We start from the raw sequence: 23,892 nt of genomic DNA on the forward strand, positions 1-23,892 counted from the left end.
GCCCACTCCGCCCCGCCCGGCTTCAGGCGGCTTTCTTCACGCTCCAGAAGAGCGGCATGCCCTTCGGCACGTCGCTGAGGCTGCGCCGATAGGCCGTGGCCTGGAAATACTGGCCGAGCGGCAGGGTCGGCGCTTCCTCGAAGGCCGCGAGTTGCATCTCGCGTGCCAGGGCTTTCTGGGCGGCGAGGTCGGGCGCGTCGAACCAGCGCTGCCGCAGCGCCTCCAGCCGCTCCGAGCTCGACCAGCCCCACCAGCCATCCTTGCCATTGCCGCGGATCGGCTGGTTGACGCCGGGATTGATGACGTCGAGCCCGGTCCAGAAGGTGAAGAACATGCTCCAGCCACCCTTCTCCGGCGGCTCGCGGCTGGCGCGGCGGGCGACGACGCTGGCCCAGTCCATGGCGACGAACTCGACATTCATGCCGCAGCGGCGGAGCATGTCGTTGCCCACCTGGCCGAGCGCGTTCAGCGTCGGGAAATCGGTCGCGGCGAGCAGCACCACCTTCTCGCCCTTGTAGCCGGCGGCGGCGATCTCGCGCTTCACCTTGTCGAAGTCGCGCGGGCCCTTCAGCACCTCCAGCCCGGCATCGCTCGCCAGCGGCGTCTCCGGCGGGAAGAAGCCGACGCCCTCGCGCCAGAGGCTGCGATCGGTGCCGGTCACCGCCACCATGTAGTCCTCCTGGCTCACCGCCCCCATCAGCGCCCGGCGGATGCCCGGATTGTCGAAGGGCGGATGCAAGTGGTTGAAGCGGCCCCAGCCGACCAGCCCGGTCGGGTTCGGGTTGTCGATGCGGATGTTGCGGTTGGCCTGCAGCACGGGCAGCAGGTCCGAGGTCGGCACCTCCCACCAATCCGTCTCGCCGCTCTGCAGCGCCGCGCCAGCGGTTGCCGCATCCGGCGTCACGATCCACTCGACCCGGTCGAGGTTCACCCGCTTCGGCCCGGCGGTCCAGCTCGGCGTGCCCTGCTCGCGCGGGCGGTACTCGGCGAAGCGCTCATAGACGAAGCGGCTGCCCTGGATCCGCTCATCCGCCTTGAAGCGGAAGGGGCCGCTCCCGATCATCTCGGAGACCGGCTTCGTGGCATCGGTCTTCGCCAGCCGCTCGGGCATGATGAAGCAGCAGGGCGTCACCAGGCTGCCCAGCGCCTCGGCCAGCATGGCGTAGGGGCGCTTGAGGCGGAAGACGATGCGGCGGTCGTCGGCCGCGGTCATCTCGGCCAGCCGCGCGTTCAGCTCCTGCCCGAGCGGATGCCGCCCCGCCCAGCGGCGGATCGAGGCGACGCAATCCTGCGCCCGCACCGGCGAGCCGTCGTGGAATTGCAGCCCGGGCCGCAGCGTGATCGTCCAGCGCAGCCCGTCCTCCTCGACCACATGGCCCTCGGCCATCTGCGGCGTGACGCGGAACTCCGCATCCATGCCGTAGAGCGTGTCGAAGACCATGAAGCCGTGGTGGCGGGTGACATAGGCGGTGGTGATGTGCGGGTCGAGGATGCCGAGATCCGATTGCGGGATGAATTTCAGCAGCCTGGCCGCCGCCGGCTGCGCCAGGGCCGGCGCCGCGAGGACGCCGCCCAGCGCCAGCCCGGCGCCGCCGATGAAAAGATCGCGTCGCTGCATTGCCCGGCCTCCGCCTTCGTCACCTGGTCCGTGCGGCGCACTAGACCATGCGGCGCGCCGCCGTTCCAGGCGGCGCGCCGCGCCTTTCCCCTATCCGGATCATTGCCGGGCGACGCGCCGCCCTGGCGCGCCGCCCCGCCGGCTCAGCCCTTCTTCACGTTCCAGAACATCGGCAGGCCGTTCAGCACGCCGCTGATGTTGGTCCGGTAGCTCCAGGGCTGGAAATACTGGCCGGTCGGGATGTAGGGCACCTCGCGCATGCCCTCCTCCTGGATCGCGCGGGCGAGCCGCTGCTGCTCGCCGAGGTTCGGGGCGTCGAGCCATTCGCCCCGCAGCGCCTCGACCTTCGGCATGGTCGGCCAGCCGAACCAGGCATTCTGCCCGTTGCCGCGCAGGCCGAGATGCCCGGCCGGGGTGAAGAAGTCGAGCCCGGTGAAGAAGGTGAGGAAGATGCTCCAGCCGCCCTGGTCGGGCGGGTTGCGGTTGGCGCGACGGGTGACGACGCTGCCCCAGTCGGTGGCGACGAAGTCGACATTCATGCCCGACTTCTGCAGCATGTCGAGGCAGACCTGCCCGAGCGCGTTGAGCGAGGGGAAGTCGGAGGCGCAGAGCAGCACCACCTTCTCGCCCTTGTAGCCGGCGGCGGCGAGGTCGCGCTTGACCTGCTCGTAGTCGCGCTTCCCCTGCAGCGGCGCCATCCCGGCATCGGAGGCGAAGGGCGTGCCGGGCGGGAAGAAGCCGACATTGTCGCGCCACATGCTGGGATCGGTGCCGATCACCGCCGTCATGTAGTCCGCCTGGTTGGTGGCGCCGAGCAGGGCGCGGCGGATGCCGGGGTTGTTGAAGGGCGGATGCAGGTGGTTGAAGCGGCAGAGCGCCATCAGCCCAGTCGGGTCATAGGCCTCGACCTTGATGTTGCGGTTGCGCTTGAGCAGCGGCAGCAGGTCGGCGGTCGGCTGCTCCCACCAGTCCATCTCGCCGGATTGCAGCGCGCCGGCGGCGGTCGAGGCGTCCGGGATCACATGCCATTCGACGCGGTCGAAATTCGCCCGCTTCGGCCCGGCGGTCCATTCGACGCTGCCGCCCTCGCGCGGCAGGTAGTCCGGGTTGCGCTCATAAACCACGAGGCTGCCGGGCACGCGCTCATCGCCTTTGAAGCGGAAGGGGCCGGAGCCGATATTCTCCTTGATCGGCGTGTTGGCGTCGGTCTGCGCGATGCGCTCGGGCATGATGAAGCAGACCGGGCTGCCGGGCTTGGCCAGCGCATCGAAGAGCAGCGCGAAGGGCTTCTTCAGGCGGAAGGTCAGCCGGCGGTCGTCGGCCGCCACGAGCTCCTCGGTCGCCGCGGCGAGGGCCTGTCCCATGGCGTCGCGCTGCCACCAGCGCTTGATGCTGGCCACCGCATCCTTCGCCAGCACCGGCGCGCCGTCATGGAATTTGAGCCCCGGCCGCAGGGTGATGGTGACGCGGCGGCCCTCCTCCTCGACCGTATGGCCCTCGGCCATCTGCGGTTGCGGCTTGTAGGCCGCATCCATGCCGTAGAGCGTGTCGTAGATGACGAAGCCGTGGTTGCGCGTGACATAGGCGGTGGTGACGATGGGGTCGATCACCGCGACATCGCCCTGCGGGATGAATTTCATCACCCGCGCCCCGGCGGGCTGGGCCAGCGCCGGCGCGGCGAGCGGCAGGGCGGCCGCCCCGGCCGTGCCGAGGAGGAAGCTGCGACGATCCATGATCCCATTCCCGTCAGGTGAAGCCGCGGTAAGGCAAGCCCGATCGTCGCGCCGGTGCAAGGGGGTCCGCGGGCCGGGCCAGCCGGGCGGCGCTGGCAGGGCTTTGTCTGGACCTCGGGCAGGCGGCGGACTATCGCCCCCCGGCATGCCTGGATCGAGTCCCGCGCCATGACCCTCGGGCGCCACCACCTCGCCCGCCTCGCGGCCGCCGGCCGGGCGCATCTGTCGCTGCTCCGGGCGCTGCTGCGCTTCGGCATCGTCGGGGTGGTCGGTTTCCTCGTCGATGCCACGGTGCTGTATGGCGGGCTGTGGCTCGGCCTCGGGCCCTGGCTTGGGCGGGTGCTGTCCTACCTCGCCGCCGCCACCACCACCTTCGCCCTCAACCGCGCCTGGACCTTCCGCGCCGCGCCGCGCGCCGCGCCCCTGCGGCAATGGGCGCTGTTCCTGCTGGTCAACCTGGTCGGCTTCGCGGCGAATTACGGCACCTATGCCGCGCTGCTCGCCAGCCTCCCCCTGGTTGCGGCGCATCCGGTGCTCGGCGTCGCCGCGGGATCGCTGGCCGGGATGGCCGGCAATTTCGTGCTCTCGCGGCGGCTCGTCTTCCGCGCGGCCCCGGCATCGCTCGCCCCGGCCCGGAGCTGAGCCGCGGCACCGCGCCGGGTCGCCCCGCTTCCGCCATGGTGATGCCCTAGCACCATGGCCGAACCGCCGCCCCGCCCGGGCGACCAAGCCTTCCGTGCCGCTGGAGCCGATCCGTGCCCGACCTGCCTGCCCCCGCCCTGCCGGGCCTCGCGCCAGCACCGGATGCGCCGCGCATCGCCGTCCTCATCCCCTGCTACAACGAGGAGGTCGCGATCGGCCGGGTGGTCGCCAGCTTCCGGGCCGCGCTGCCGGGGGCCAGCGTCTTCGTCTACGACAACAACTCGCAGGACCGGACGCGGGAGATGGCGCGCGCCGCGGGCGCCCTGGTGCGCACCGAGACGCTGCAGGGCAAGGGCCATGTCGTCCGCCGGATGTTCGCCGATATCGAGGCGGACATCTATGTGCTGGTCGATGGCGACGACACCTATGAGGCCGCCGCGGCGCCGCGCATGGTGGCGAAGCTGGTCGAGGAGCGGCTCGACATGGTGACGGGCACCCGCCTCAGCGAGATCGAGGCGGCCTACCGGCCGGGGCACCGGCTCGGCAACCGGCTGCTTACCGGCATGGTCCGCGCCATCTTCGGCAACCGCATCACCGACATGCTGTCGGGCTACCGCGTCTTCTCGCGGCGCTTCGTCAAGAGCTTCCCGGCGCTCGCCGCGGGGTTCGAGACGGAGACCGAGTTCACCGTGCATGCGCTCGAGCTGATGCTGCCGGTCGGCGAGGTGCCGACCGCCTACAAGGAGCGGCCGGCCGGCTCGGCGAGCAAGCTGCGCACCATCCAGGATGGCTGGCGGATCCTGCAGGCCATCCTCGGCCTGGTGAAGCGGGAGAAGCCCCTGCCCTTCTTCTCCTGGATCGGCGCCGGGCTGCTGCTGCTCGGGCTTGGCCTCGGCCTGCCGGTGGTCTGGACCTTCCTCGAGACCGGGCTGGTGCCACGGCTGCCGACCGCGGTGCTGGCGATGGGGCTGGTCCTGCTGTCCTTCCTCGCCTTCGCCTGCGGGTTGATCCTCGACACGGTGACGCGGGGGCGGATGGAGGCGAAGCGGACTGCCTACCTCGCCATCCCGGGTCCCGATTTCGCCGTGGCGGCGCCAGCCGAGGCCAGGCGGGCGGGCTGAGCCGCGCCGGCGCCCGCCGACCCGCGGCCCGCGCCGTCAGAGAGCGATGCGGAGCCGCAGCTGGATCAGGTTGCGGTCGAACTCCTCGAATCCGCCAGTCGCCTGGAAGCGCTGGATATAGGAGTAGGTGCCGAGCAGCGACATGCTGCGATTGAGGAGATAGCGCGCCGAGGCGATGAAGACGCCGTCGAGCGCGGTTTCGTTCGGGCTCGGATACTCTCGGTAGTCGATGCGGAACTGGCCGCCGAAGATGAGGTTGCGGCGGAACTCGTGATCGACCGAGATGCCGCCATAGGTGCGGGTGTAGCTGACGGCATTCTGCCGGATCGATTCCTCGATCGTCCGCGCCACGTTGAAGCGGACCGTGGTGAGCAGGGTCGGCGCCCAGGTGACCTGGGCATCGACCGCGGGGCCGCTCAGCGGCTTGATCCCGGGCCCCTTAAAGGTCCGCTCCTGGTAGCCGATATTGACGTTGGCCTGCCAGACGCCGTCGAAATCGTAGCGGAAGCCGGTCAGGACGGCCCAGGTGAAGCTGTCGCGCGGATGCGAGATGGTCTGGGTGTAGCTGACATCCTGCACGCGGAACTGCAGCGTGGCGAAGCGGCCCTCGTCGAAGGCGTAATTGGTGCCGATGACCCCGGCCACGGTGTCGAAATCGTTCTGCGAGACCGTGTTGCGGATGCCGTTGACGGTGAAGTCGTCATAGCGGAAGGTGCGGTAGTATCCATTGCCGAACAATCCGACCCGGTTGAAGCGGGTATTGCCGTTCAACTGGAACTCGTCCGAACTGTAGGGCACCGGCCGGGTCACGCCGGCGGTCTGCACATCCGGGCTGAAGACGTCGAGGTGGTCCCGGATGTGGCGATAGCGGCCCTCCAGGCTCGAGAACGCATTGAAGTCGTAACGGCCGTAGCCGCCGAGTTCCCAGTCCGTCCAATCGAAGCCACTGTTGCTGAAATATTGCCTGGCATCCATGTTGGCGAAGGCGCCGAGGGCATGCGTCGTCCAGTCGCTGTCGAGCTTCAGCGTCACGGCCTCGTCGACGAAGCCGTCGGACTTGCGGTTGTTCTTAGTGCCCTGGAGGTTGCTGTCGAAGCCCGGGCCGATATCGACCGCGCCATTCAGCACGAAGCCGCCCAGCCGGACGCCGAGCGGGTCGTAATCCCGCCGCTGCCGCGAATCGACCGTCACGCCGCGCTCCACGTCCTGGCGCGTGATGCCGACGGCCGCCGGCTGCTGGGCCAGGGCCCCCGTGACAGGCACTGCGCCAAGGAGCAGCGCCCCCGCAAGCCGGGCTGGAATCCTGCTCACCATAATCCCCCCAATCCCACTAACCGTCTGCTACCATGACGTCGCCGCGATTGCGACAAATCGCAACGGTCACGTTGGGTCGTGTCGAAAACTGCGTCCCGACTGTGTTCTGGCGCAACGCCCCCGCCCGCACCAGGGCCTGCCGGACCCGCCGCGGATCCTGATACGGCCCGTTACCAAACTTTAAAATCGTCCAGAAAAAGCCCGATTGGACTTGCACAAACCTGTGTCTGCGTGCGTATTCGCCCCGTCGCCAACCCACGCACAAGTCGTACGGTCTGGCCCCTGTTCGCGCCCCGCGGCAAGTTTTCACATGCCAGGCGGTAGCGAAGCCTGGCGTCGCTTCTCCGGGGCGGCCCATTTCGGAGCCTAGGAATGGCCAATACCACTGCCCTCAGGCCGGACTCCTCCGGTCCGCCCGAGGCCCCCGTCCCGGCGCCGACCACCGCCGATATCGCCGCTTTCCGCTCGGGCCGGGGTCCGGAGGACCACGTGGTGGACCTCCTCGCCTTCGCCCTCGGCGCCGAGGCCGGGGGGCCGGTGACGCCCGAGGAGGTGGGGCGCCTGCGGCAGCGGGCCGAGGCGGTGCTCAGCGAGCATTCGTTCCGTTACCTGCACAATTCGATCGAGGAGATCCGGCGCGAGGCAGCGGCCGAGCAGCTCGCCAGGCTGCCGCGGCCGCCGGGCTTCCGGACGATGGTCCTGGCCAATCTCCTGGCGCTGTTCCTCTTTGGCATCGTCGCCGCCTGGCTGGCGCTGCACCCCGCAACCCTGGCCGGCCTCGCCGGCCTCCAAGCAGGCTGACGCATGTCTTACGCGAGGCTCGCTGGCCCTACGGCCGGCTTCGAATCCCAGGTCCAGACCCCGCTCCAGAAGGCGCTGCGCGCCTGCCGCAAGCAGTTCCTCCTGGTCGGCCTGTTCAGCGGCGTGGTGAACCTGCTGCAGCTGACCACCTCCATCTACATGATGCAGGTCTTCGACCGGGTCCTGGCCAGCCGCATCCTCGACACGCTGTACTACCTGTCCTTCATCGCCATCTTCGCCACCCTGGTCCTCGCCCTGCTCGAGGCGGTCCGCGGCCAGCTCATGCAGCGGCTGGCCACCTGGGTGGAGCACCGGGTGGCGCCCGAGGGCTTCGTCCGCGCCATCGAGAGCACGCTGCGCGGCCGCCCCTACCGGATGGAGGCGCTGCGCGACCTCGCGGTCTGCCGCGGCTTCCTCGGCTCGCAGGGCGCCCTCTCCCTCTATGACGTGCCCTGGGTGCCGATCTACCTCGCCTTCATCTTCTCGCTGCACTGGGTGATGGGCTGCATCGCGCTGGCCGGCGCGGTGATCCTCTTCGCCCTCACCCTGCTCAGCGAGGTCTCGACCTCGAAGCTGCTGAAGGAGGCGAATGTCGCCGGCATGGCCTCGCAGCGCCGGGCCGAGAGCATCACCCGCAATGCCGAGGTGATCGACAGCATGGGCATGCTGCCCGCGGTCATCGGCCAGTGGCGGGAATCGGTCGCCGCCATGGCCGAGCCGCAGCAGCGCGCCGCCGACCGGGCCGCCATGCTGGTCGCCGCGACCAAATTCTTCCGCCTCGCGGTGCAGATCGGCATCCTCGGCGTCGGCGCCTATCTGGTGCTGCAGCAGGAGCTGACCTCCGGCGCCTCGATCGCCGGCTCGATCATCATGGGCCGCGCCCTCGCCCCGGTCGAGCAGATGATCGGCGGCTGGAAGCAGCTCGTCTCCGCCCGGCAGTCCTTCCGCCGCCTGCAGACCTTCCTGACCCAGCCGCGGCTGCGCCCGGCCGGCATGCCGCTGCCGGAGCCGACCGGCCGCCTCGCGGTCGAGCGCGTCTCCTACGCCTTCCCGGGCCAGGGCGTGGCGCTGATCAAGGGCGTGAATTTCAGCCTGCAGCCGGGCGAGAGCCTGGCCATCATCGGCCCGTCGGCGGCCGGCAAGACCACGCTGATCCGGCTGCTGATCGGCACGCTGCCGCCCTCGGCCGGCACCGTCCGCCTCGATGGCGCCGATGTCTATCAGTGGATGCGAGAGGATTTCGGCCGCCATGTGGGCTACCTGCCTCAGGATGTCGAGCTCTTCGACGGCACCGTGTTCAGCAACATCGCCCGCATGGCCGAGGCCGATCCCGACGCGGTCTACGAGGCGGCCAAGCTCGCCGGCTGCCATGAGATGATCCTGCGCCTGCCGCAGGGCTACGAGACGCAGATCGGCGATGGCGGCCAGCACCTCTCGGGCGGCCAGCGGCAGCTCGTCGGCCTGGCGCGGGCCATGTTCGGCCGGCCGAAGCTGATCGTGCTCGACGAGCCGAACAGCAACCTCGACGGCGATTCCGAGGCGGGGCTCACCGCCGCGCTGGAGCGGCTGAAGGCGCAGGGCACCACCGTCGTCCTCGTCTCGCACCGCCCGACCCTGGTGCAGGGCGTCGACAAGGTCCTGCTGCTGAAGGATGGTGCGCTCGAGATGTTCGGGCCGCGCACCGAGGTGCTGAAGCGCCTGATGACCACCCGCCCGGCGGAGGTGCCGCCGCCGCCCGCCCCGCAGCGCCTCGAGGGGAGTGCCGCCTGATGAGCGCGACCGCCGACAACGCCACTGCCCTGACGCCGGCCGCGCCCCGCAGCCTCGCCCCGGTGCCGAAGAACCCCTTCGGCGGCAACCTTCCGGCCTTCCCCTTCAACCCCCTGCTCGACGCCCCGGCGCCGCGCACCCGGGTGCCGGTGCTCATCGGGCTCACGGTCTTCCTGGTCTTCGTCGGCGGCTTCGGCATCTGGGCCGGCTTCGCGCCGCTCGCCGAGGCCTCGGTGGCCTCCGGCGTCATCAAGGTCGAGGGCACCCGCCGCACCATCCAGCATCTCGAGGGCGGCATCGTCCGCGAGATCCTCGTCCATGACGGCTCCAAGGTGAAGAAGGGCGACGTCATCATGCGGCTGGACGCGATCCAGTCCGACAGTCAGGTGGAGACGCAGCGGGCGCAGCGTTGGGCCCTGCTCGCGCAGGATGCGCGGCTCGAGGCCGAGATCCAGCAGGCCAGGCAGATCAGCTTCCCCGCCGAGCTGCTGGCCAGCCCCGACCCCCGCGCCGCCGAGGCCGTCATCGGCCAGCGCTCCCTCTTCGAGGCGCGCCAGGCCAATCTGACCAGCCAGATCCAGGTCTTGCAGGCCCGCATCGAGCAGCAGCAGGCGGTGATCAGCGGCGCCAAGGGCCAGCTCGTCTCCGCCCGCCTCCAGCTCGGCCTCGCCAAGCAGGAGGAGCAGATGAAGCGCGGCCTCGTCCAGCAGGGCCTCGGCCGCATGCCGGAACTGCTGGCGCTGCAGCGGGCGGTCGCCCAGCTCGAAGGCTCGCTCGAGGACATCAACGGCCAGATCGACCGGGCCAACGCCTCGATCATCGAGAACCGCAGGCAGATCCAGACCACCCTCGACCAGCGCCTCTCGGAGGCGGCGGGCGACCGCCGCGACGTCCGCGCCAAGCTGGCCGAGGCGGAGGAGAAGCTTCGCGCCGCGGTCGACGTCGCGCAGCGCCGCGAGATCGTCGCCCCGGAGAACGGCACGCTGGTGAACCAGAAGATCTTCACCCTCGGCGCCGTGGTGAAGCCGGGCGACCCGGTCTTCGACCTGATCCCGGAGCGGGACCGCATGGTCGCCGAGGTGAACGTCCAGCCCAACGACATCGACGTGGTCTATCCGGGCCTCAAATCCGAGGTGCGGCTGCCGGCCTTCAAGCAGCGCCTGGTGCCCTATCTGCATGGCCACGTGACCTGGGTCGCCGCCGATGTCACCGTCAACGAGCAGTCGCGGCAGCAATACTACCGGGCGCATGTGCTGATCGAGCCGGACCAGTTGTCGCACCTGCCGAACGTGACGCTGGTGCCCGGCATGCCGGTCGAGGCGCATATCCAGATCGGCGAGCGCACCTTCTGGCGCTACCTCACCCAGCCGCTCCGCGACAGCTTCGCCCGCGCCTTCCGCGAGCAATAGCGACGCGGGCGGCACGCACCACCAGCGCGGCGCCGGTCCGTCCGGTCGCCGCGCCCAACGCCGGAGAACACGCCATGACCATCACCCCGACGATCTTCGCCGACGGCATCCTGGATGCCAATGTCAGCTACGGCGTGGCGCGCCTGACGCTGGCCCAGACGGGGCCGGAGGGCAAGCCGCTGGCGGCCGGCCAGCTCGTCGTGCCGCTCATCCAGCTTCCCGGCATCGTCAACGGCCTGACCGGCCTGCTGAAGCAGGTCGAGACCAAGATCCGCGAGCAGCAGGCGCAGCAGCAGGCCGGCACCCCGGCCGAGCCGACCAGCAGCGCCTTCCGCTTCGGCTGACACGACCGGCAGGCCGACTGGCCCGCTGCCGACGGCCCCGATGCGACACCGCATCGGGGCCGTTTTCCGTTCCGGCCTCAGCCGCGGTCGTCGTAGCCCCTGGGATGCGCCGAGTGCCAGTTCCAGGCGGTGCGGACGATGTCGTCGAGCGCGCCGAAGCGCGGCGTCCAGCCCGTCTCCTGCCGCAGCCGGGCGGAGGAGGCGACCAGCACCGCCGGGTCGCCGGCCCGGCGCGGCCCGAGGGAATGCGGCACCTTGCGGCCGCCGATCCGCTCCACCGCCTCGATCACCTGCCGCACGGAATAGCCGGTGCCGTTGCCGATGTTGTAGCGGCAGCTCGCCTCGCGCAGCCGCTCCAGCACCCGGATATGCGCGTCGGCGAGGTCGAGGACATGCACGTAGTCGCGGATGCAGGTGCCGTCCGGCGTCGGGTAGTCGGTGCCGAAGACGGTCAGCGGCGGCCGGGTGCCGAGCGCGGCGCCGATGGCGAGCGGCACCAGATGCGATTCCGGCTCGTGGTCCTCGCCGATGCGCCCCTCCGGGTCCGCCCCGGCGGCATTGAAGTAGCGAAGGCAGGCGGAGCGCAGCCCATGCACCTGGTCGGCCCAGGCGAGCGCCTTCTCGACCATGAGCTTGCTCTCGCCATAGGCATTGGTCGGGGCGAGCTCCGCCTCCTCGGGGATGGGCACCTGCCGCGGGTTGCCGAAGAGCGCGGCGGTCGAGGAGAGGACGAAGCGCAGGCAGCCGGCCTTCACCGCCGCATCGGCCACGGCGAGGCTGTTCGAGAGGTTCTCGCTGCAATAGCGGAGCGGGTCGCGCATGCTCTCGCCCACCAGGGAGAGCGCGGCGAAGTGGAAGACGGCGTCGAATTTCCAGGCGGCGAACACCTCGGCCAGCCGGCGGCGGTCGGCGATGTTCGCCTCGACCAGCTCGACGCCCTGCGGAACCGCGCCGCGATGCCCCTGCCGGAGATCGTCGATGACGACCACCTCCGCCCCGCGCTGCACCAAGGTGAGCACCAGATGGCTGCCGACATAGCCGGCGCCGCCGGTGACCAGGAATCGCTGTCCCTGCATGCGCAATCCCCTATTCCCTGAAATAGCCGCTGTAGCGGGGGTGGTGCAATTCCGCGTCGGCCGATCCCGATCGGCCATGTGCCCTGGCGTCCACCTGGGTCAGCGTCGCGCCGATGATCCGGGCATGCGCCTCCTCGAGCAGATCGAGCGAGCGGCTGACGACCGATCGTGGAGTGTCCCGCCACCGGATGCAAATCAAGGTTGCATCAGCAAGGCGCGCGACAACGCGAGCATCGGCCATCGCCAGGACGGGCGGCGCATCCAGCACGACGAGGTCGTAGTCGCGCCGGATGCGGTCGAGCATGCCGACCATGGCCTCGGACATGAAGAGGCCGAGGGAGTGGATCTCCGCCGCCCCGGCGGGGATGTAGTCGAGGCTCGAGAGGTGGTCGCGGCGGATGATGCGCTCCAGCACCGCCTGGCCCAGCAGCAGGTCGGTCACCCCGGGCGCCCCCTCGCAGCGGAAGACCCGGCCGAGGGAAGGCTGGCGCACGTCGCAATCGACCAGCAGCACCCGCTCGCCATTCATCGCCGCGGAGCGGGCCAGGGCGACGGCCGTGGTGGTCTTGCCCTCGGCGGGCCGCGCCGCCGTCACCACCACCACCCGCGGCGGCTCGGCGCCCAGCCAGAGCGCGGCGCGCAGCGTCCGCATGCTCTCGGCGAAGGGGCTGAGCGGCTTGCGGACCACGTAGTCCTCGACGAGCTGCCGGCCGAGCAGGTGCCGCCGCAGCATCGGCACCAGGGCGAGGCAGGGCAGGCCGAGGCCGGCGCGGACATCCTCGCCGGAATGCAGCGTGCCGTCGGTCGTCTCGAGCAGCCAGATGAGCAGCAGGCCGCAGCCGATGCCGAGCGCCGCCGCGCCGAGGGCGAGCAGCGGGGTGCGGGGCGAGCTCGGCGCGCCGGGCAATGCGGCCGGCGAGAGCAGCCGGGCATCCGGCCGCTCGATCGCCACCTCCGACAGCGTCTTCTGCGCCCGCTCGGTGACCGCCCGCAGCAGGCTCCGGCTGGCCTCGGCCTCGCGCTCCAGCGCCGCCAGCCGGATCTCGGCGGCGGGGCCCTGCCCGGCCCGCTCGGGCGGCCGCAGCAGGTCCTCGAGGCCGCGGATGCGCGCGCGCAGGGCCCGCGCCTCCGTCTCCAGCGCCTCGGCCGCGCGGCTCGTCTCGGCGCCGACGGCGCGGTCGAGCTCCTGCAGCCGGGACCGCGCGGCGCGCAGGTCGGGATGACCGGCGCCGAGCGCCTCGGCCAGGCGGTCGAGCTCCTGCTGCGCCTGGTCGCGCTGTGCCCGCTGCTGCGCGAGGGCGGGCGGCGGGGGCGCCGCCGGCTCGCCGCCGCGCAGCGCCGCCAGACGCGCCTCGACCTGGCCGAGGGCGGCGCGGGCCTCGGCCAGCTCGGCGGTGGCGCGGCCCAGTTGATCGGCGGTGGGCGCGGGCGCGCCGCGGCCGCCGAGGGCGGCCCGCAGCTCGGCGATGCGTGCCTCGGTGCGGGCGAGCTCCTGCCGGAGCTGGTTGGCGCGGCCATCGAGCCATTCGCTGGCCTGCCGCAGCGCAGCGAATTTCAGCTCGCGCTGGTCGCCGACATAGAGCTCGGCCGCGAGGTTCGCGCCCTCCATGGCGAGGCGCGGATCCTCGGCGGTGAAGCCGAGGGCCAGCACGCGAGAGCGCGGCACCGGGCTCGCCTGCAGCCGGTCGCGCACCGCCTCCGCGGCGGCGAGCTCGGCCCGCTCCTCGGGCGGCCGGGGCGCCGGCGCGGCGACCCCGAGCCACGACGCCAGTCCTGGCGCGATCGCGGCCAGGGGCGCGGCCAAGGGCCGGGCCAAGGCGGCGCCCCAGCCCGGCCGCGCCGTGCCGCCCAGCCACCAGGCGAATTCCGGGCTGTGCGTCAGGTCGAGCTGGCGGACGATTCGCCGCGCGACGGAGAGGCTGCGGACCACCTCGGCCTGGCTCGCCACCAGGGCCTCGGTCGTCGCCTCGTCCTGCGGGAGGCCGGCGCGGCTGCCATCCGGCCCCTCCGCCGCCTCGACCAGCACCGTCGCCGTCGCGGTGTAGCGCGGGGTCATCAGCGAGGCCGCGAGGATGGCGAGGCAGGGGAAGACGAGGGCGCAGGCGAGCAGCACCCAGCGGCGCCGGCGGATGGCGGTGAGCGCCGCGGCGAGGCCCGAGCCCTCGGGTTCGATGGGGGCGGCGATGGGCGCCGCGGTGCGGAGGGCCGGCCGATTCTCCTGAGGCGGCCGCGACTCAACCGGTCTTTCGAACATCGGCGACGCGGTTTCCCTCGGCGCGGTCATAATGCAGGTGTGAGGCAATAATCGGCGCCTGCTTGCCTGGTCAATCAACGGCGCGGCGAACTTCCCGATGCGCAGCAAACAACGGCGTGATAAACCACCTGCGCAAGGAAACGCGAATGTGCTCCCGGCTGGCGCTCTGGCAGAGAGAAGGCGTGGGAGATCGCGTGACCGGGCTGCAATTTTCGCAGCCGCCACCTGACACGCGATCAGCGATGAGTGGGAAGGGAAGCCCGAATGATTGCACGCCGCCTGTTGTGGACGCTCCCGGTACTGGCTGTTGCCGCCTGCGGCGGGCCGGGCTCGAGCCTTCCTCCCCTGCCGGACACCGCCACCTCCGCCTATCGCCTGGGCCCCGAGGACCAGCTGCGCGTGACCGTCTTCAACGACCCGCGGCTGACCGGCGATTTCCGCGTCTCCGATGCCGGCACCATCGCCCTGCCGCTGGTCGGCTCGGTGCAGGCGGCCGGCCGGACGACGACCGAGGTCGAGCGCGCCATCGAGCATGAGATGCGGCAGAAGGGGCTGTTCCGCGATCCCAGCGTCTCGGTGCAGGTGCTCACCTATCGCCCGATCTTCGTGCTCGGCATGGCGGAGAAGCCGGGCCAGTTCCCCTACCAGCCGGGCATGACGGCGCTGACCGCGGTGGCGATCGCCGGCGGCTTCAACTACCGCGCCATCCGCGACTACGTCTCGATCACCCGCGTCGGCCCGGATGGCCGGCCGGTGGAATACCGCGCGCCGCGCGAGGCGCTGGTGCAGCCGGGCGACGTCGTCACGGTCTTCGAGCGGCGCTTCTGATCCGCGCCGCGGCCCTGCTGCTCCTGCTCGCCCTCCCCGGGGGGCGGGCGGCGGCGGAGGGCCTGCCGGCGGTCCCGGCGGCCTGGGCGGCGGTGCCCGGGCCAGCCCCGGGGCCGCCGCGGATCCATGGCCAGACCGGGCTCGGCTGCATCGCCGGCGCCGTGCCGCTGCCGGAGACGGGGCCGGGCTGGCAGGCCGTCCGCCTCTCGCGCAACCGCGTCTGGGGCCATCCGGCCCTGGTGGCCGCGCTGCGCAACCTCGCCGGCGCGGCCGGGGCCCAGGGCCTGCCGACGCTCTGGATCGGCGATCTCGGCCAGCCGCGCGGCGGCCCCCTGCCCTATGGCCATGCCAGCCACCAGGTCGGGCTGGATGCCGATATCTGGCTCGATCTCTCGCCGAAGCCCGCGCTGTCCGCCGCGGCGCGGGAGACGGTCGCGGTGCCCTCCCTCGTCCTGCCCGATGGTAGCGATGTCGATCCCGCGCGCTGGACGCCGCAGCATGCGCGGCTGATCCGCCTGGCGGCGACGCTGCCCGGCCTGGACCGGATCTTCGTCAACCCGGCGATCAAGCGCGCCCTGTGCCGAAGCGAGGCCGGCGCCGACTGGCTGCGCCGGGTGCGGCCCTGGCGCGGCCATGACAGCCACATGCATCTGCGCCTGCGCTGCCCCGCCGGCCAGGCGGCGTGCCGCGACCAGCCGCCGGTGCCGGCTGGGGATGGCTGCGACGCCTCGCTCGACTGGTGGTGGAGCGAGGAGGCGCGGCAGCCGCCGCCACGGCCGGCCCCCGGGCCGCCGCCGCGCCTGCCGGAGGCCTGCCGCGCGGTGCTGCAGGCGCCCTGACGATTCTCAGCCCTTGAGGAAGGGGCAGCCGCCCTCGGCGACGGGGCGGAAGGCCTGGTCAGCCGGCGTCGTCGCCACATGCTTCAGCAGATCCCAGGGGCCGCGGCTCTCGGCCGGCGCCTTGGCCTCGAAGAGATGGGTCGGGTGGAGCTTGCGCCCATCCGCCCGCACCAGCCCCGGGCCGAGCGCGTCGTCATCGGTCGGCAGCCGCTTCATCGCCTCCACCGCCTCGAGGCCGGAGGCCTTGGCGCGGGCGGGGCCGATCGCCTGCACCGCCTTCAGGTAGTGCAGGGCGCAGGAATAGGCCTGGGCCTGCACGCTGTTGATCTGCACGCCGTTCACCGTCTTGCCCTTGAGCCGCGCCGCCAGGGCCCGACTGCGGTCGTCGAGGTCCCAGTAGTAGCTCTCGGTCAGGCTCAGGCCCTCGGCCGTCGGCAGGCCGAGGGTGCGGACATCGACGATGAAGCCGATCATCGCGGCGACCCGGATGCGGCGGCCGGCGAGGCCGAATTCCTGCCCCTGCTTGACGCAGTTGATCATGTCGACGCCAGCATTGCAGAGCGCGATGACATCCGGCTTCAGCGCGGCGGCGGTGACGAGGAAGGAGGAGAAGTCGGTGGTCTGCGGGAAGGGATAGACGCTGCTGCCGACCACCTCCCCGCCATTGGCGCGCACCACCCGCGTCACCTCGCGCTGCACCGAATGGCCGAAGGCGTAGTCGGCGGTGATGCAGTACCAGCGCTTCGCCCCGGCCCGCGCCAGCGGCCCGCCGGTGCTCTGCGCATTCGCCCAGGCATCGGTGGTCCAGTGCACCATGTTCGGGCTGCAGCCGGGGCCGGTGAGGTCGGAGGAGGCGGCGCCGCTGTTCAGATGGACCTTGTTCTTCTCCCGCGCGAGGTTGCTGACCGCGAGGGCGATGGCGCTGTTGTTGACCTCGAGGATGGCATCGACCCCCTGGTCGAACCATTGGCGGGCGATGTTGACCCCGACATCCGCCTTGTTCTGGTGGTCGGCCTGCAGCAGTTCGACCGCGAAGCCCGCCTGGCCGAAATCCTGGATCGCCTGGCGGGCGGCGACGACGCAATTCGGCCCGCTGATGTCGCGATAGGGGCCGGACATGTCGGTCAGCACGCCGATGCGCAGCGGCGCGGCCTGGCCCTGGCCTTGGGTCTGACCTTGGGCGCGCGCCCCCTGCCCCGCGGCCATGCCGGCCAGGGCCGCCCCGAGCGCGGCGCGCCGCGTCATCGCTGTCATGGATGTGCCTCCCCGCATGCCGCTTGTTGCGGCCGTGGCGGGCAGCCTAGCGCATCGCGCCCCGGCGCAAAGGCCGAAACCGGCCGGCGCCGTCCCGCGCGCCGCGTTGACACCTGGATCGTTAGCCTGCGACCTTTCCGGCAACGGGAAAGGGAAACGGCCCATGGCAGACGCAATTGCCTGGCAGGAGAGCCTGTTGCCGATCGCGGGCGTCCAGCTTCGCCTGCGCCGGGCCGGCAAGGGGCCGCCGCTGCTGGTCCTGCACCGCGACACCGGGACGCTGGAGCAACTGCCGGCCTATGCGGAACTCGCCCGGCATTTCGAGCTGCTGCTGCCGGAGCACCCGGGCTACGGGCAGTCCGAGCGCCCGACCTGGATGCGCTCCGTGCGCGACCTCGCCGCGGTGCATCGCTGGCTGCTCGCCGAGCTCGGCCTGCCGAAGGCGGCGCTGCTCGGCCTCGGCTTCGGCGGCTGGGTCGCCGCCGAGATGGCGAGCATGGCGCCGCTCGACCCGGCGCAGCTCATCCTCGCCGGCCCGATGGGGATCAAGCCGCCCGAGGGCGCCATCCTCGACCAAGCGCTGGTCAGCCATATCGACTACGCCCGCGCCGGCTTCCACGACCAGGCCGCCTTCGAGGCGCTCTACGGCGCCGATCCCAGCACCGACCAGCTCGTCGAGTGGGACATCTGCCGGGAGATGAACTACCGCATCGCCTGGAAGCCCTACATGCACAGCCTGACGCTGGCGCACCTGCTCGGCGGCGTGCGGGCGCCGACGCTGCTGCTCTGGGGCGCCGAGGACCGCGTGGTGCCGCCCGCCGCCGCGGCAGGCTGGCAGCGGGCGATGCCGCGGGCGCAGCGCGAGACCATCCCCGGCTGCGGCCACTGCATCGAGATGGAGAAGCCGGCGGAGCTGGTCCGCCTCGTCACCACCTTTGCCCAGCGCGGCTGAGCGGGAGACGCGCCATGCACATCATGTACTTCACCGAGCAGCCCATGTCTGCCTATCCGGCCGAGGAAGGGCTGAAGTTCGGCGCCACCGCGCTGATGTTCCCGAACACGCATTTCGATCCGGTCGCGGGCTCGCGCCTCTACAACGAGTTCATCGAGCAGTACAAGCTGGCCGAGGCGGTGGGCTTCGACGGCATCATGCTGAACGAGCACCACAACGCGCCCTTCTGCATGCAGGCCAAGGCGAACATCTTTGCCAGCATCCTCGCCGCCATCACCGAGCGGGTGAAGATCGTCATCCTCGGCAACCCGCTGCCGCTCTCCGAGAATCCCGTGCGCATCGCCGAGGAGCTGGCGATGATCGACATGATCTCGAAGGGCAGGCTCGTCTCCGGCTTCGTGCGCGGCGGCGGGCAGGAGCAGCTCGCCACCGGCGTGAACCCCGCCTACAACCGCGAGCGCTTCGAGGAGGCGCACGACCTCATCACCCGCACCTGGACGCAGCCCGGCCCCTTCCGCTTCGAGGGCAACCACTACCACAACCGGGTGGTGAACCCCTGGGCGGTGCCGCTGCAGAAGCCGCATCCGCGCATCTGGATCCCCGGCGTCATCAGCCGCGAGACGGTGATCTGGGCGGCGCGCCACCGCTACCCCTATATCGCCCTCAACACCACCGTCGAGCAGACCAACCGCATCTGGGAGCTCTACGACCGCACCGCCGAGGAGGTGGGCTTCACCAGCGGCCCGGAATACCACGGCTACCTGAAGCAGGTGCATGTCGCCGAGACGGATGAGAAGGCGATCGAGAATGCCCGGCAGTTCACCTGGATGCAGGGCGAGTTCACCGGCCTCGCGCATCCGGTCTGGAGCACGCCTTCCGGCTATTCCTCGCCGGACCAGCGGCGCGGCTTCGTCGAGTTCTCCACCGGCCGCGGCAGCAGCCCGCGCCGCCGCCCGAGCTTCGAGGAGCAGATCCGCGACAACATGATCATCGCCGGCAAGCCGGAGACGGTGATCGCCAAGCTGCGGCAGGTGATGGAGCAGACGCGGCCCGGCATTATGTCGCTCTGGGCGAATGACGGCTTCATGAGCCAGCAGGACAGCCTCACCTGCATCCGGCTGCTCGGCCAGGAGGTGCTGCCGGCGATGCGCGAGGCGGCGAAGGCACTCGACCTGAAGAGCCCCTTCGAGGCGGAGACGCCGGTGAGCCTCGCCTTCAGCCAGGACCTGAAGCCGCGGCCGGCGGCGGCGGAATAACGCCGTTGCCCGTGGCCGGACCGGTTTGCTATCATCGCGATAGCAAGCGGGGCTCCGGCCATGGCGCAACTGCTGGTGCGCAACCTGGATGAGGCGGTGGTCGAGCGGCTGAAGGCGCGCGCGGCGCGGGCCGGCCGGTCGCTGGAAGCGGAGTTGCGGGACATCCTCACCGCGGTCGCCAGGCCGTCGAAGGAGGAGGTCCTGGCGCGCCTCGATCGCGGCCGGGCCAAGCTGCGGCCGCCGGGGCCGGGCGAGGCGACGGTCGTGGAGATGATCCGCGAGGACCGCGACGGACGGTGACCCTGGTCATCGATGCCTCGGTCCTGGCCGCCGTCGCGCTCGATGAGCGCCTGGCCGTAGCCGCGCGCCCGGCGCTGCTGACGGCGGATGCGGTGGCGCCGGACCTGATCCTGGCCGAATTCGCCAATGTCCTCTGGAAGGCCGTCCGCCAGGGGCGCCTGCCGCGACCGGAGGCCCTGGCCGTCTTCCGGGACGCGACCGCCCTCCTCGACCGGATCGTGCCGCTCGTCAGCCTGCAGGACCGGGCGCTCGATCTCGCCTGCCGGCGCGACCATCCGGCCTATGACTGCGTCTATGTCGCCCTCGCGCAATGCGAGGGCGCGCCGCTGGTCACCGCCGATGCCCGGCTCGCCCGCGTCTTCGGTGGAGATGCCGAGATCCGCCTGATCCAGGACGGACCTCCGTAGACACGCGCCTACCCCTCCGCCTCCGCATAGGGGTTGCTGGTGCCGCGCAGGTTCAGCCGGATCGGCACGCCGGGCACGGCAAAGGTCTCGCGGAAGCCGTTCACCAGGTAGCGGCGGTAATCCTCCGGCAGCTGCTCCGCGCGGGTGCCGAAGACGGCGATGGTCGGCGGCCGCGCCTTCGGCATGGTGGCGTAGCGCAACTTGATCCGCCGCCCATCGGCCAGCGGCGGCGGATGACGGGTCAGCATGGCCTCGAACCAGCGGTTCAGCTCGCCGGTCGGCACCCGGCGGTTCCACAGCGCATAGGCGGCGCGCACCGCCGGCATCAGCGTCTCGACGCCGCGCCCGGTCTGCGCCGAGAGTGGCACCACCGGCAGCCCGCGCAGCTGCGCCAGGCTCGCCGTCAGCACGTCGTCCAGCCGCCGCCGCGTCGCGGCCCGGTCCTCCACGGCGTCCCATTTGTTGAAGGCGAGCACCACACCCCGCCCCTCGCGCTCGGCCAGCCGCGCCAGCCGCAGGTCCTGCTCGTCCATGCCGAGCAGGGCATCGACCACGAGGATCGCCACCTCGCATTCCTTCAGCGCGGCGATCGAGGCGGCGGTCGACATCTTCTCGAGCGCCTGCTCGATGCGGGCGCGCTTCCGCAGCCCGGCGGTATCGACCAGCCGGACCTTGCCGCCGGTCGGGTCGGTCCATTCCACCGCCACCGAATCCCGGGTCAGGCCCGGCTCCGGGCCGGTGATCATCCGCTCCTCGCCCAGCAGGGCGTTCAGCAGGGTGGATTTCCCGGCATTCGGCCGGCCGATGATGGCCAGCCGCAGCGGCCGCTCGGCATCGTCCGCCGGCTCCGCCTCCTCGGGCAGGTGCTCGCGCACCGCGTCATGCAGCTCGCCCAGGCCGTCGCCATGCTCGGCCGAGACCGCGACCGGATCGCCGAGGCCGAGCTCATAGGCCTCCATGGCGGCATAGCCGCCGAGCCTGCCCTCGGTCTTGTTGGCGACCAGGATCACCGGCACGGTCTGCCGCCGCAGCCAGGCGCCGAAGGCCCGGTCGGCGGGCGTCAGGCCGGCGCGGGCATCGACCACGAAGAGGACGAGGTCGGATTCCCGCACCGCCGCCTCCGAGCTCGCCCGCATGCGGCCCTGGATGGTCTCGGGCGCCGCCTCCTCCAGCCCGGCGGTGTCGAGCAGGCGGACCGGCCGGCCGGCGATGCGGGTCTCGGCCTCCTTGCGGTCGCGGGTGACGCCGGGCGTGTTGTCGACGATGGCGATCTTCCGCCCGGCCAGGCGGTTGAACAGCGTCGACTTGCCGACATTCGGCCGGCCGAGGATGGCGATGGTGGGCAGCATGGCCGCACCGATAGAGCAGATCGCCGCTCCCGGGAAATGCCCTGCGCGGCCGGGCGGCGAATTCAGGCCGCGGCGGCCTCGCCGCGCAGCGCGATCACGTCCCCGGCATCCGTCAGCAGGTAGAGCATGCCACCGGCGATCGCCGGCTCCTGCGTCATGCCGGCCGGCAGCAGCAGCTCGGCGGTCTTCTCGCCCGTGGCCGGATCGATCTGCACCATCCGGGCATGGCTGCCCGCGACCAGCAGCCGACCGCCGGCCAGCACGGGCGGGCCCCAGGTGATCGGGTCGCGCCGCTTCTCCGGCTTGGCGAAGCTGCCGAGCGAGCTCAGCCAGCGCACCCGCCCATCCTCGCGGCCGAGGCAGGCGAGGTCGCCGCCCGTCGTCACCAGGAAGAGCCAGTCCCCGACCACCCAGGGGGTCTCCCCGACCGCCACGTCCCGCTCCCAGAGCCGGCGGCCGGAGCGCAGGTCGATGGCGATGGTCAGCCCGCCCAGGCCGGCGGCGAAGACCCGGTTGCGGTCGATCACCGGCATGGCGGTGATGGCGGCGATATCGGCCAGGCCGCCGCCGCGGGCCGAGGAGAGCGTCTCGCTCCAGATGTTCTTGCCGTCCTGGATCCGGATCGCCGCCAGCTCGCCGGAGGCGAAGCCGGCGACCACCACATCGCCCTCCACCGCCGGGGCCGGCAGGCCGAGGACCATGGTGGTGGTCGGCTGCGCCCGGTAGGTCCATTGCTGCTGCCCGTCGGTGGTCGAGAGGGCGAGGAGCTGGTTCTCGATGGTCGGCACGAGCAGCCGCCCATCGGTGACCGTCGGGGCGCCGCGGGCCGGCGCCGGCAGGTTGACGCGCCAGCTCGGCTTGCCCGTCGCCGGGTCGATCGCCATCGCCTCGGACAGGCCGGTGACCGCGTAGAGCACGCCGCCCTGGAAGGCGAGGCCGGCGCCGAGCGCGCCGTCCCGCTCCTTCTTCGGCCGCGTGTCGAAGCTCCAGCGCTCGCGCCCGGTGGCGGCATCGAGCGCCGAGATCTCGCCGAAGGCATCCGAGGCGAAGACGGTCCCGTCGGCGACGATCGGCGGCGCGATCAGCCGCCGGCGATAGGCGCCGCCGGTGCCGATCGACTGCCGCCAGACCTGCCGCAGCCGCGGCCCGAGCTCGGGATGGCCGGGCGCATGGTTCGCCGCGCCACCGGCCTGCGGCCAGTCGGCGCGCGGCGCCGGCGGCGGCAGGGTGACCGGGGCGCGGTCCGCCTCGTCCACCGCCAGCCCGCGCTCGACCGCCAGGACCGGCTTGCGGTCGCCCTTCAGCGGCACCTTGCGCTCGCCGAACAGGCTGTCCAGGCTGTCGGTGATTGTCTCGCAGCCGGCCAGAAGGCCGGTCGCGCCCAGCAGCGCGGCTCTCCGGGTGACCCCCCGCATGGACTCTCCTCGCATCAGCCGTTGAGGCCGGCCAGCAGGCGCCCGGCCCGGTCCCGCACGCCCTGCGGCGCCAGCGGGTCCGTGGTGAGGGCGGTCAGGATGCGCTTCGCGGCCTCGGTGTCGTTGCGCTTCAGGGCGGCCAGGGCCCGGACCTCGTCGGCCAGGGACCGCCACGGACCGCCGGCGAGCGGCGCGAGGCGGGCCTCGATCGCCGCCGGATCGCCGGCATCGACGGAATGCAGGCCCCAGAGCAGGGTCGCCAGGTCGCGGTAGAGCGGATCGGTGCCGCCGTCGCGGCTGACCGCATCCCATTCCGCGAGCGCCCCGTCCCGGTCCCCCGCCTCGGCCCGCAGCGCCGCGGCGCGCAGCCGGGCGAGGGTGCGGTAGCCGCCCGGGGCATCGGCCGCCACGGCGTCGTAGCGGCCGGCGATGGCCTTGAGATCGGCATTCGGCTCGGTCGCGGCGCGGCCGGCCGCCAGATAGGCCTCGGCCGCCTGCCCGGCGCCGCGGGCCTCGTACCAGCGCCACCCCTCCCAGCCCGCCACGCCGAGAATCACGACGACCAGCAGCCCGGTCAGCAGCCCGCCATAGCGCGCCAGCAGGCGCTTCATCCGCTCGGCGCGGAGGTCCTCCTCGACTTCGTCGAAGATATCGGGCACGCGGTCATCCTCGCGACGGGGCGGCGGTGCATAGCAGCCCCTTGGCGGGGCGTTAAGCCCGACCGGCCGAGGATCGGCCGATGCGCCCCCGTCCACTGCCCCTGCCCGCCCTCCCGCTGCTCCTGCTGCTGCCCGCCTGCCAGGCGGCCGAGCCGGTCACCGGCCTCCTCGCCGCGGCCAATATCGGCAGCACCATGGTGATCGGCCGGACGGTGCCCGATGCCGTGGTCTCGGCCGTCTCCGGCCGCGACTGCTCGGCGGTGCGGCTCGATCGGGGCCTTCCCTACTGCCGGCCGCAGGAGGCGCCGCCGGCGCCGCCCGCCTACTGCACCCGCTCCCTCGGCAGCGTCGATTGCTGGCGGCAGCCGCCGCTGGCCCTGCCCCTGCCGCGCGGCGTCGCCGATGGCCGCGCCACCCTGACCGCGTCGCAGGAGGCGAACCGGACGCGGCGCTGGCCCGGGCTCTGGTAGGGGCTCTGGCAGGGGCGCTGGCAGGGGCGCTGGCAGGGGGCTCCGGGAGCCGCCGGCCCGGCATTGCATCCGGCCGGCGAC

22 protein-coding genes are annotated in these 23,892 nt (G+C 71.9%); 13 read left to right on the forward strand and 9 right to left on the reverse strand.

What is annotated here, in order from left to right:
* Nucleotides 1-22: 22 nt before the first annotated feature.
* The gene (locus DOO78_RS19790) at nt 23-1,618 is read right to left on the reverse strand and encodes an ABC transporter substrate-binding protein (protein WP_111471600.1); all 1,596 of its coding nucleotides are present in this window, start codon (nt 1,616-1,618) and stop codon (nt 23-25) included.
* Between the two features lie 143 nt (nt 1,619-1,761).
* Entirely contained in the window at nt 1,762-3,351 is a 1,590-nt protein-coding gene (locus tag DOO78_RS19795; protein ID WP_111471601.1) for an ABC transporter substrate-binding protein, read from the reverse strand.
* Between the two features lie 168 nt (nt 3,352-3,519).
* Here DOO78_RS19795 and DOO78_RS19800 point away from each other — a divergent pair, with 168 nt between their 5' ends.
* Entirely contained in the window at nt 3,520-3,993 is a 474-nt protein-coding gene (locus tag DOO78_RS19800; RefSeq protein WP_165838991.1) for a GtrA family protein, read from the forward strand.
* Between the two features lie 122 nt (nt 3,994-4,115).
* Nucleotides 4,116-5,114, forward strand: a complete 999-nt coding sequence (locus DOO78_RS19805; RefSeq protein ID WP_207802983.1) for a glycosyltransferase family 2 protein — start codon at nt 4,116-4,118, stop codon at nt 5,112-5,114.
* A 36-nt stretch (nt 5,115-5,150) separates the two neighbouring features.
* Here the strand turns inward: DOO78_RS19805 and DOO78_RS19810 are convergent, their stop codons facing one another.
* Nucleotides 5,151-6,377, reverse strand: coding sequence for an outer membrane beta-barrel protein (locus tag DOO78_RS19810; protein WP_165838992.1), 1,227 nt, complete (start codon nt 6,375-6,377; stop codon nt 5,151-5,153).
* Between the two features lie 423 nt (nt 6,378-6,800).
* Between DOO78_RS19810 and DOO78_RS19815 the strand changes: the two genes are divergently transcribed.
* The 4 genes from DOO78_RS19815 to DOO78_RS19830 all read left to right on the forward strand — a co-directional run bounded on the left by DOO78_RS19815 (nt 6,801) and on the right by DOO78_RS19830 (nt 10,752).
* Complete coding sequence (locus tag DOO78_RS19815) at nt 6,801-7,229, forward strand: hypothetical protein (protein WP_111471603.1); 429 nt, start codon at nt 6,801-6,803, stop codon at nt 7,227-7,229.
* Between the two features lie 3 nt (nt 7,230-7,232).
* Nucleotides 7,233-8,999, forward strand: a complete 1,767-nt coding sequence (locus DOO78_RS19820) for a type I secretion system permease/ATPase (RefSeq protein WP_111471604.1) — start codon at nt 7,233-7,235, stop codon at nt 8,997-8,999.
* Entirely contained in the window at nt 8,999-10,408 is a 1,410-nt protein-coding gene (locus DOO78_RS19825) for an HlyD family type I secretion periplasmic adaptor subunit (RefSeq protein WP_111471605.1), read from the forward strand. Before DOO78_RS19820 ends, DOO78_RS19825 begins: the two co-directional genes overlap by 1 nt.
* A gap of 74 nt (nt 10,409-10,482) precedes the next feature.
* Nucleotides 10,483-10,752, forward strand: a complete 270-nt coding sequence (locus DOO78_RS19830; protein WP_111471606.1) for a hypothetical protein — start codon at nt 10,483-10,485, stop codon at nt 10,750-10,752.
* Nucleotides 10,753-10,829: 77 nt separating this feature from the next.
* Here DOO78_RS19830 and galE read toward each other — a convergent pair whose 3' ends face one another.
* Both galE and DOO78_RS19840 read right to left on the reverse strand, forming a co-directional pair.
* Nucleotides 10,830-11,828: a UDP-glucose 4-epimerase GalE gene (gene galE, locus DOO78_RS19835; protein ID WP_111471607.1), complete on the reverse strand. Its 999-nt coding sequence runs from the start codon at nt 11,826-11,828 to the stop codon at nt 10,830-10,832.
* Nucleotides 11,829-11,838: 10 nt separating this feature from the next.
* Nucleotides 11,839-14,082, reverse strand: a complete 2,244-nt coding sequence (locus tag DOO78_RS19840) for a GumC family protein (protein ID WP_165838993.1) — start codon at nt 14,080-14,082, stop codon at nt 11,839-11,841.
* Between the two features lie 264 nt (nt 14,083-14,346).
* Between DOO78_RS19840 and DOO78_RS19845 the strand changes: the two genes are divergently transcribed.
* The gene (locus tag DOO78_RS19845; protein ID WP_111471609.1) at nt 14,347-14,910 is read left to right on the forward strand and encodes a polysaccharide biosynthesis/export family protein; all 564 of its coding nucleotides are present in this window, start codon (nt 14,347-14,349) and stop codon (nt 14,908-14,910) included.
* Nucleotides 14,911-15,002: 92 nt separating this feature from the next.
* Nucleotides 15,003-15,749 carry a penicillin-insensitive murein endopeptidase gene (gene mepA, locus DOO78_RS19850; protein WP_243634635.1) on the forward strand — a complete coding sequence of 249 codons (747 nt, stop codon included), beginning with the start codon at nt 15,003-15,005 and terminating at the stop codon, nt 15,747-15,749.
* Nucleotides 15,750-15,755: 6 nt separating this feature from the next.
* Here the strand turns inward: mepA and DOO78_RS19855 are convergent, their stop codons facing one another.
* Entirely contained in the window at nt 15,756-17,003 is a 1,248-nt protein-coding gene (locus tag DOO78_RS19855) for an ABC transporter substrate-binding protein (RefSeq protein ID WP_207802981.1), read from the reverse strand.
* 163 nt (nt 17,004-17,166) lie between these two features.
* Here DOO78_RS19855 and DOO78_RS19860 point away from each other — a divergent pair, with 163 nt between their 5' ends.
* Genes DOO78_RS19860 through DOO78_RS19875 form a run of 4 tightly spaced genes read left to right on the forward strand, consistent with a single transcriptional unit; the run spans nt 17,167 to nt 19,918 of the window.
* A complete protein-coding gene (locus DOO78_RS19860) occupies nt 17,167-17,955 on the forward strand; it encodes an alpha/beta fold hydrolase (RefSeq protein ID WP_165838994.1) in 789 nt (262 codons plus the stop codon).
* 14 nt (nt 17,956-17,969) lie between these two features.
* Entirely contained in the window at nt 17,970-19,211 is a 1,242-nt protein-coding gene (locus tag DOO78_RS19865) for an LLM class flavin-dependent oxidoreductase (protein ID WP_111471613.1), read from the forward strand.
* A 60-nt stretch (nt 19,212-19,271) separates the two neighbouring features.
* Complete coding sequence (locus tag DOO78_RS19870) at nt 19,272-19,511, forward strand: FitA-like ribbon-helix-helix domain-containing protein (RefSeq protein WP_111471614.1); 240 nt, start codon at nt 19,272-19,274, stop codon at nt 19,509-19,511.
* The gene (locus DOO78_RS19875) at nt 19,508-19,918 is read left to right on the forward strand and encodes a type II toxin-antitoxin system VapC family toxin (RefSeq protein ID WP_111471615.1); all 411 of its coding nucleotides are present in this window, start codon (nt 19,508-19,510) and stop codon (nt 19,916-19,918) included. Before DOO78_RS19870 ends, DOO78_RS19875 begins: the two co-directional genes overlap by 4 nt.
* A gap of 8 nt (nt 19,919-19,926) precedes the next feature.
* On the opposite strand, the gene der is transcribed toward DOO78_RS19875, so the two are convergent.
* From der to DOO78_RS19890, 3 genes are all read right to left on the reverse strand, one after another.
* Entirely contained in the window at nt 19,927-21,267 is a 1,341-nt protein-coding gene (der, locus tag DOO78_RS19880) for a ribosome biogenesis GTPase Der (protein ID WP_111471616.1), read from the reverse strand.
* Between the two features lie 62 nt (nt 21,268-21,329).
* On the reverse strand, nt 21,330-22,682 hold the full coding sequence (locus tag DOO78_RS19885) for a PQQ-like beta-propeller repeat protein (protein WP_111471617.1): 1,353 nt from the start codon (nt 22,680-22,682) through the stop codon (nt 21,330-21,332).
* 14 nt (nt 22,683-22,696) lie between these two features.
* Nucleotides 22,697-23,341: a tetratricopeptide repeat protein gene (locus tag DOO78_RS19890; protein WP_111471618.1), complete on the reverse strand. Its 645-nt coding sequence runs from the start codon at nt 23,339-23,341 to the stop codon at nt 22,697-22,699.
* An 80-nt stretch (nt 23,342-23,421) separates the two neighbouring features.
* Here DOO78_RS19890 and DOO78_RS19895 point away from each other — a divergent pair, with 80 nt between their 5' ends.
* Complete coding sequence (locus DOO78_RS19895; protein WP_111471619.1) at nt 23,422-23,811, forward strand: hypothetical protein; 390 nt, start codon at nt 23,422-23,424, stop codon at nt 23,809-23,811.
* Nucleotides 23,812-23,892 lie beyond the last annotated feature (81 nt).

Source organism: Roseicella frigidaeris (assembly GCF_003258945.1).
GTDB lineage: Bacteria > Pseudomonadota > Alphaproteobacteria > Acetobacterales > Acetobacteraceae > Paracraurococcus > Paracraurococcus frigidaeris.

What these genes read in the sequence shown, in the direction of transcription:
- DOO78_RS19855 (WP_207802981.1), bottom strand. Translation starts at nt 17,003, where the DNA reads ATGACAGCGATGACGCGGCGCGCCGCGCTCGGGGCGGCCCTGGCCGGC.
- DOO78_RS19895 (WP_111471619.1), top strand. Translation starts at nt 23,422, where the DNA reads ATGCGCCCCCGTCCACTGCCCCTGCCCGCCCTCCCGCTGCTCCTGCTG.
- galE (WP_111471607.1), bottom strand. Translation starts at nt 11,828, where the DNA reads ATGCAGGGACAGCGATTCCTGGTCACCGGCGGCGCCGGCTATGTCGGC.
- DOO78_RS19830 (WP_111471606.1), top strand. Translation starts at nt 10,483, where the DNA reads ATGACCATCACCCCGACGATCTTCGCCGACGGCATCCTGGATGCCAAT.
- DOO78_RS19795 (WP_111471601.1), bottom strand. Translation starts at nt 3,351, where the DNA reads ATGGATCGTCGCAGCTTCCTCCTCGGCACGGCCGGGGCGGCCGCCCTG.
- DOO78_RS19870 (WP_111471614.1), top strand. Translation starts at nt 19,272, where the DNA reads ATGGCGCAACTGCTGGTGCGCAACCTGGATGAGGCGGTGGTCGAGCGG.
- DOO78_RS19845 (WP_111471609.1), top strand. Translation starts at nt 14,347, where the DNA reads ATGATTGCACGCCGCCTGTTGTGGACGCTCCCGGTACTGGCTGTTGCC.
- DOO78_RS19865 (WP_111471613.1), top strand. Translation starts at nt 17,970, where the DNA reads ATGCACATCATGTACTTCACCGAGCAGCCCATGTCTGCCTATCCGGCC.
- DOO78_RS19820 (WP_111471604.1), top strand. Translation starts at nt 7,233, where the DNA reads ATGTCTTACGCGAGGCTCGCTGGCCCTACGGCCGGCTTCGAATCCCAG.
- DOO78_RS19860 (WP_165838994.1), top strand. Translation starts at nt 17,167, where the DNA reads ATGGCAGACGCAATTGCCTGGCAGGAGAGCCTGTTGCCGATCGCGGGC.
- DOO78_RS19800 (WP_165838991.1), top strand. Translation starts at nt 3,520, where the DNA reads ATGACCCTCGGGCGCCACCACCTCGCCCGCCTCGCGGCCGCCGGCCGG.
- DOO78_RS19885 (WP_111471617.1), bottom strand. Translation starts at nt 22,682, where the DNA reads ATGCGGGGGGTCACCCGGAGAGCCGCGCTGCTGGGCGCGACCGGCCTT.
- DOO78_RS19825 (WP_111471605.1), top strand. Translation starts at nt 8,999, where the DNA reads ATGAGCGCGACCGCCGACAACGCCACTGCCCTGACGCCGGCCGCGCCC.
- DOO78_RS19840 (WP_165838993.1), bottom strand. Translation starts at nt 14,082, where the DNA reads ATGTTCGAAAGACCGGTTGAGTCGCGGCCGCCTCAGGAGAATCGGCCG.
- der (WP_111471616.1), bottom strand. Translation starts at nt 21,267, where the DNA reads ATGCTGCCCACCATCGCCATCCTCGGCCGGCCGAATGTCGGCAAGTCG.
- DOO78_RS19815 (WP_111471603.1), top strand. Translation starts at nt 6,801, where the DNA reads ATGGCCAATACCACTGCCCTCAGGCCGGACTCCTCCGGTCCGCCCGAG.
- DOO78_RS19790 (WP_111471600.1), bottom strand. Translation starts at nt 1,618, where the DNA reads ATGCAGCGACGCGATCTTTTCATCGGCGGCGCCGGGCTGGCGCTGGGC.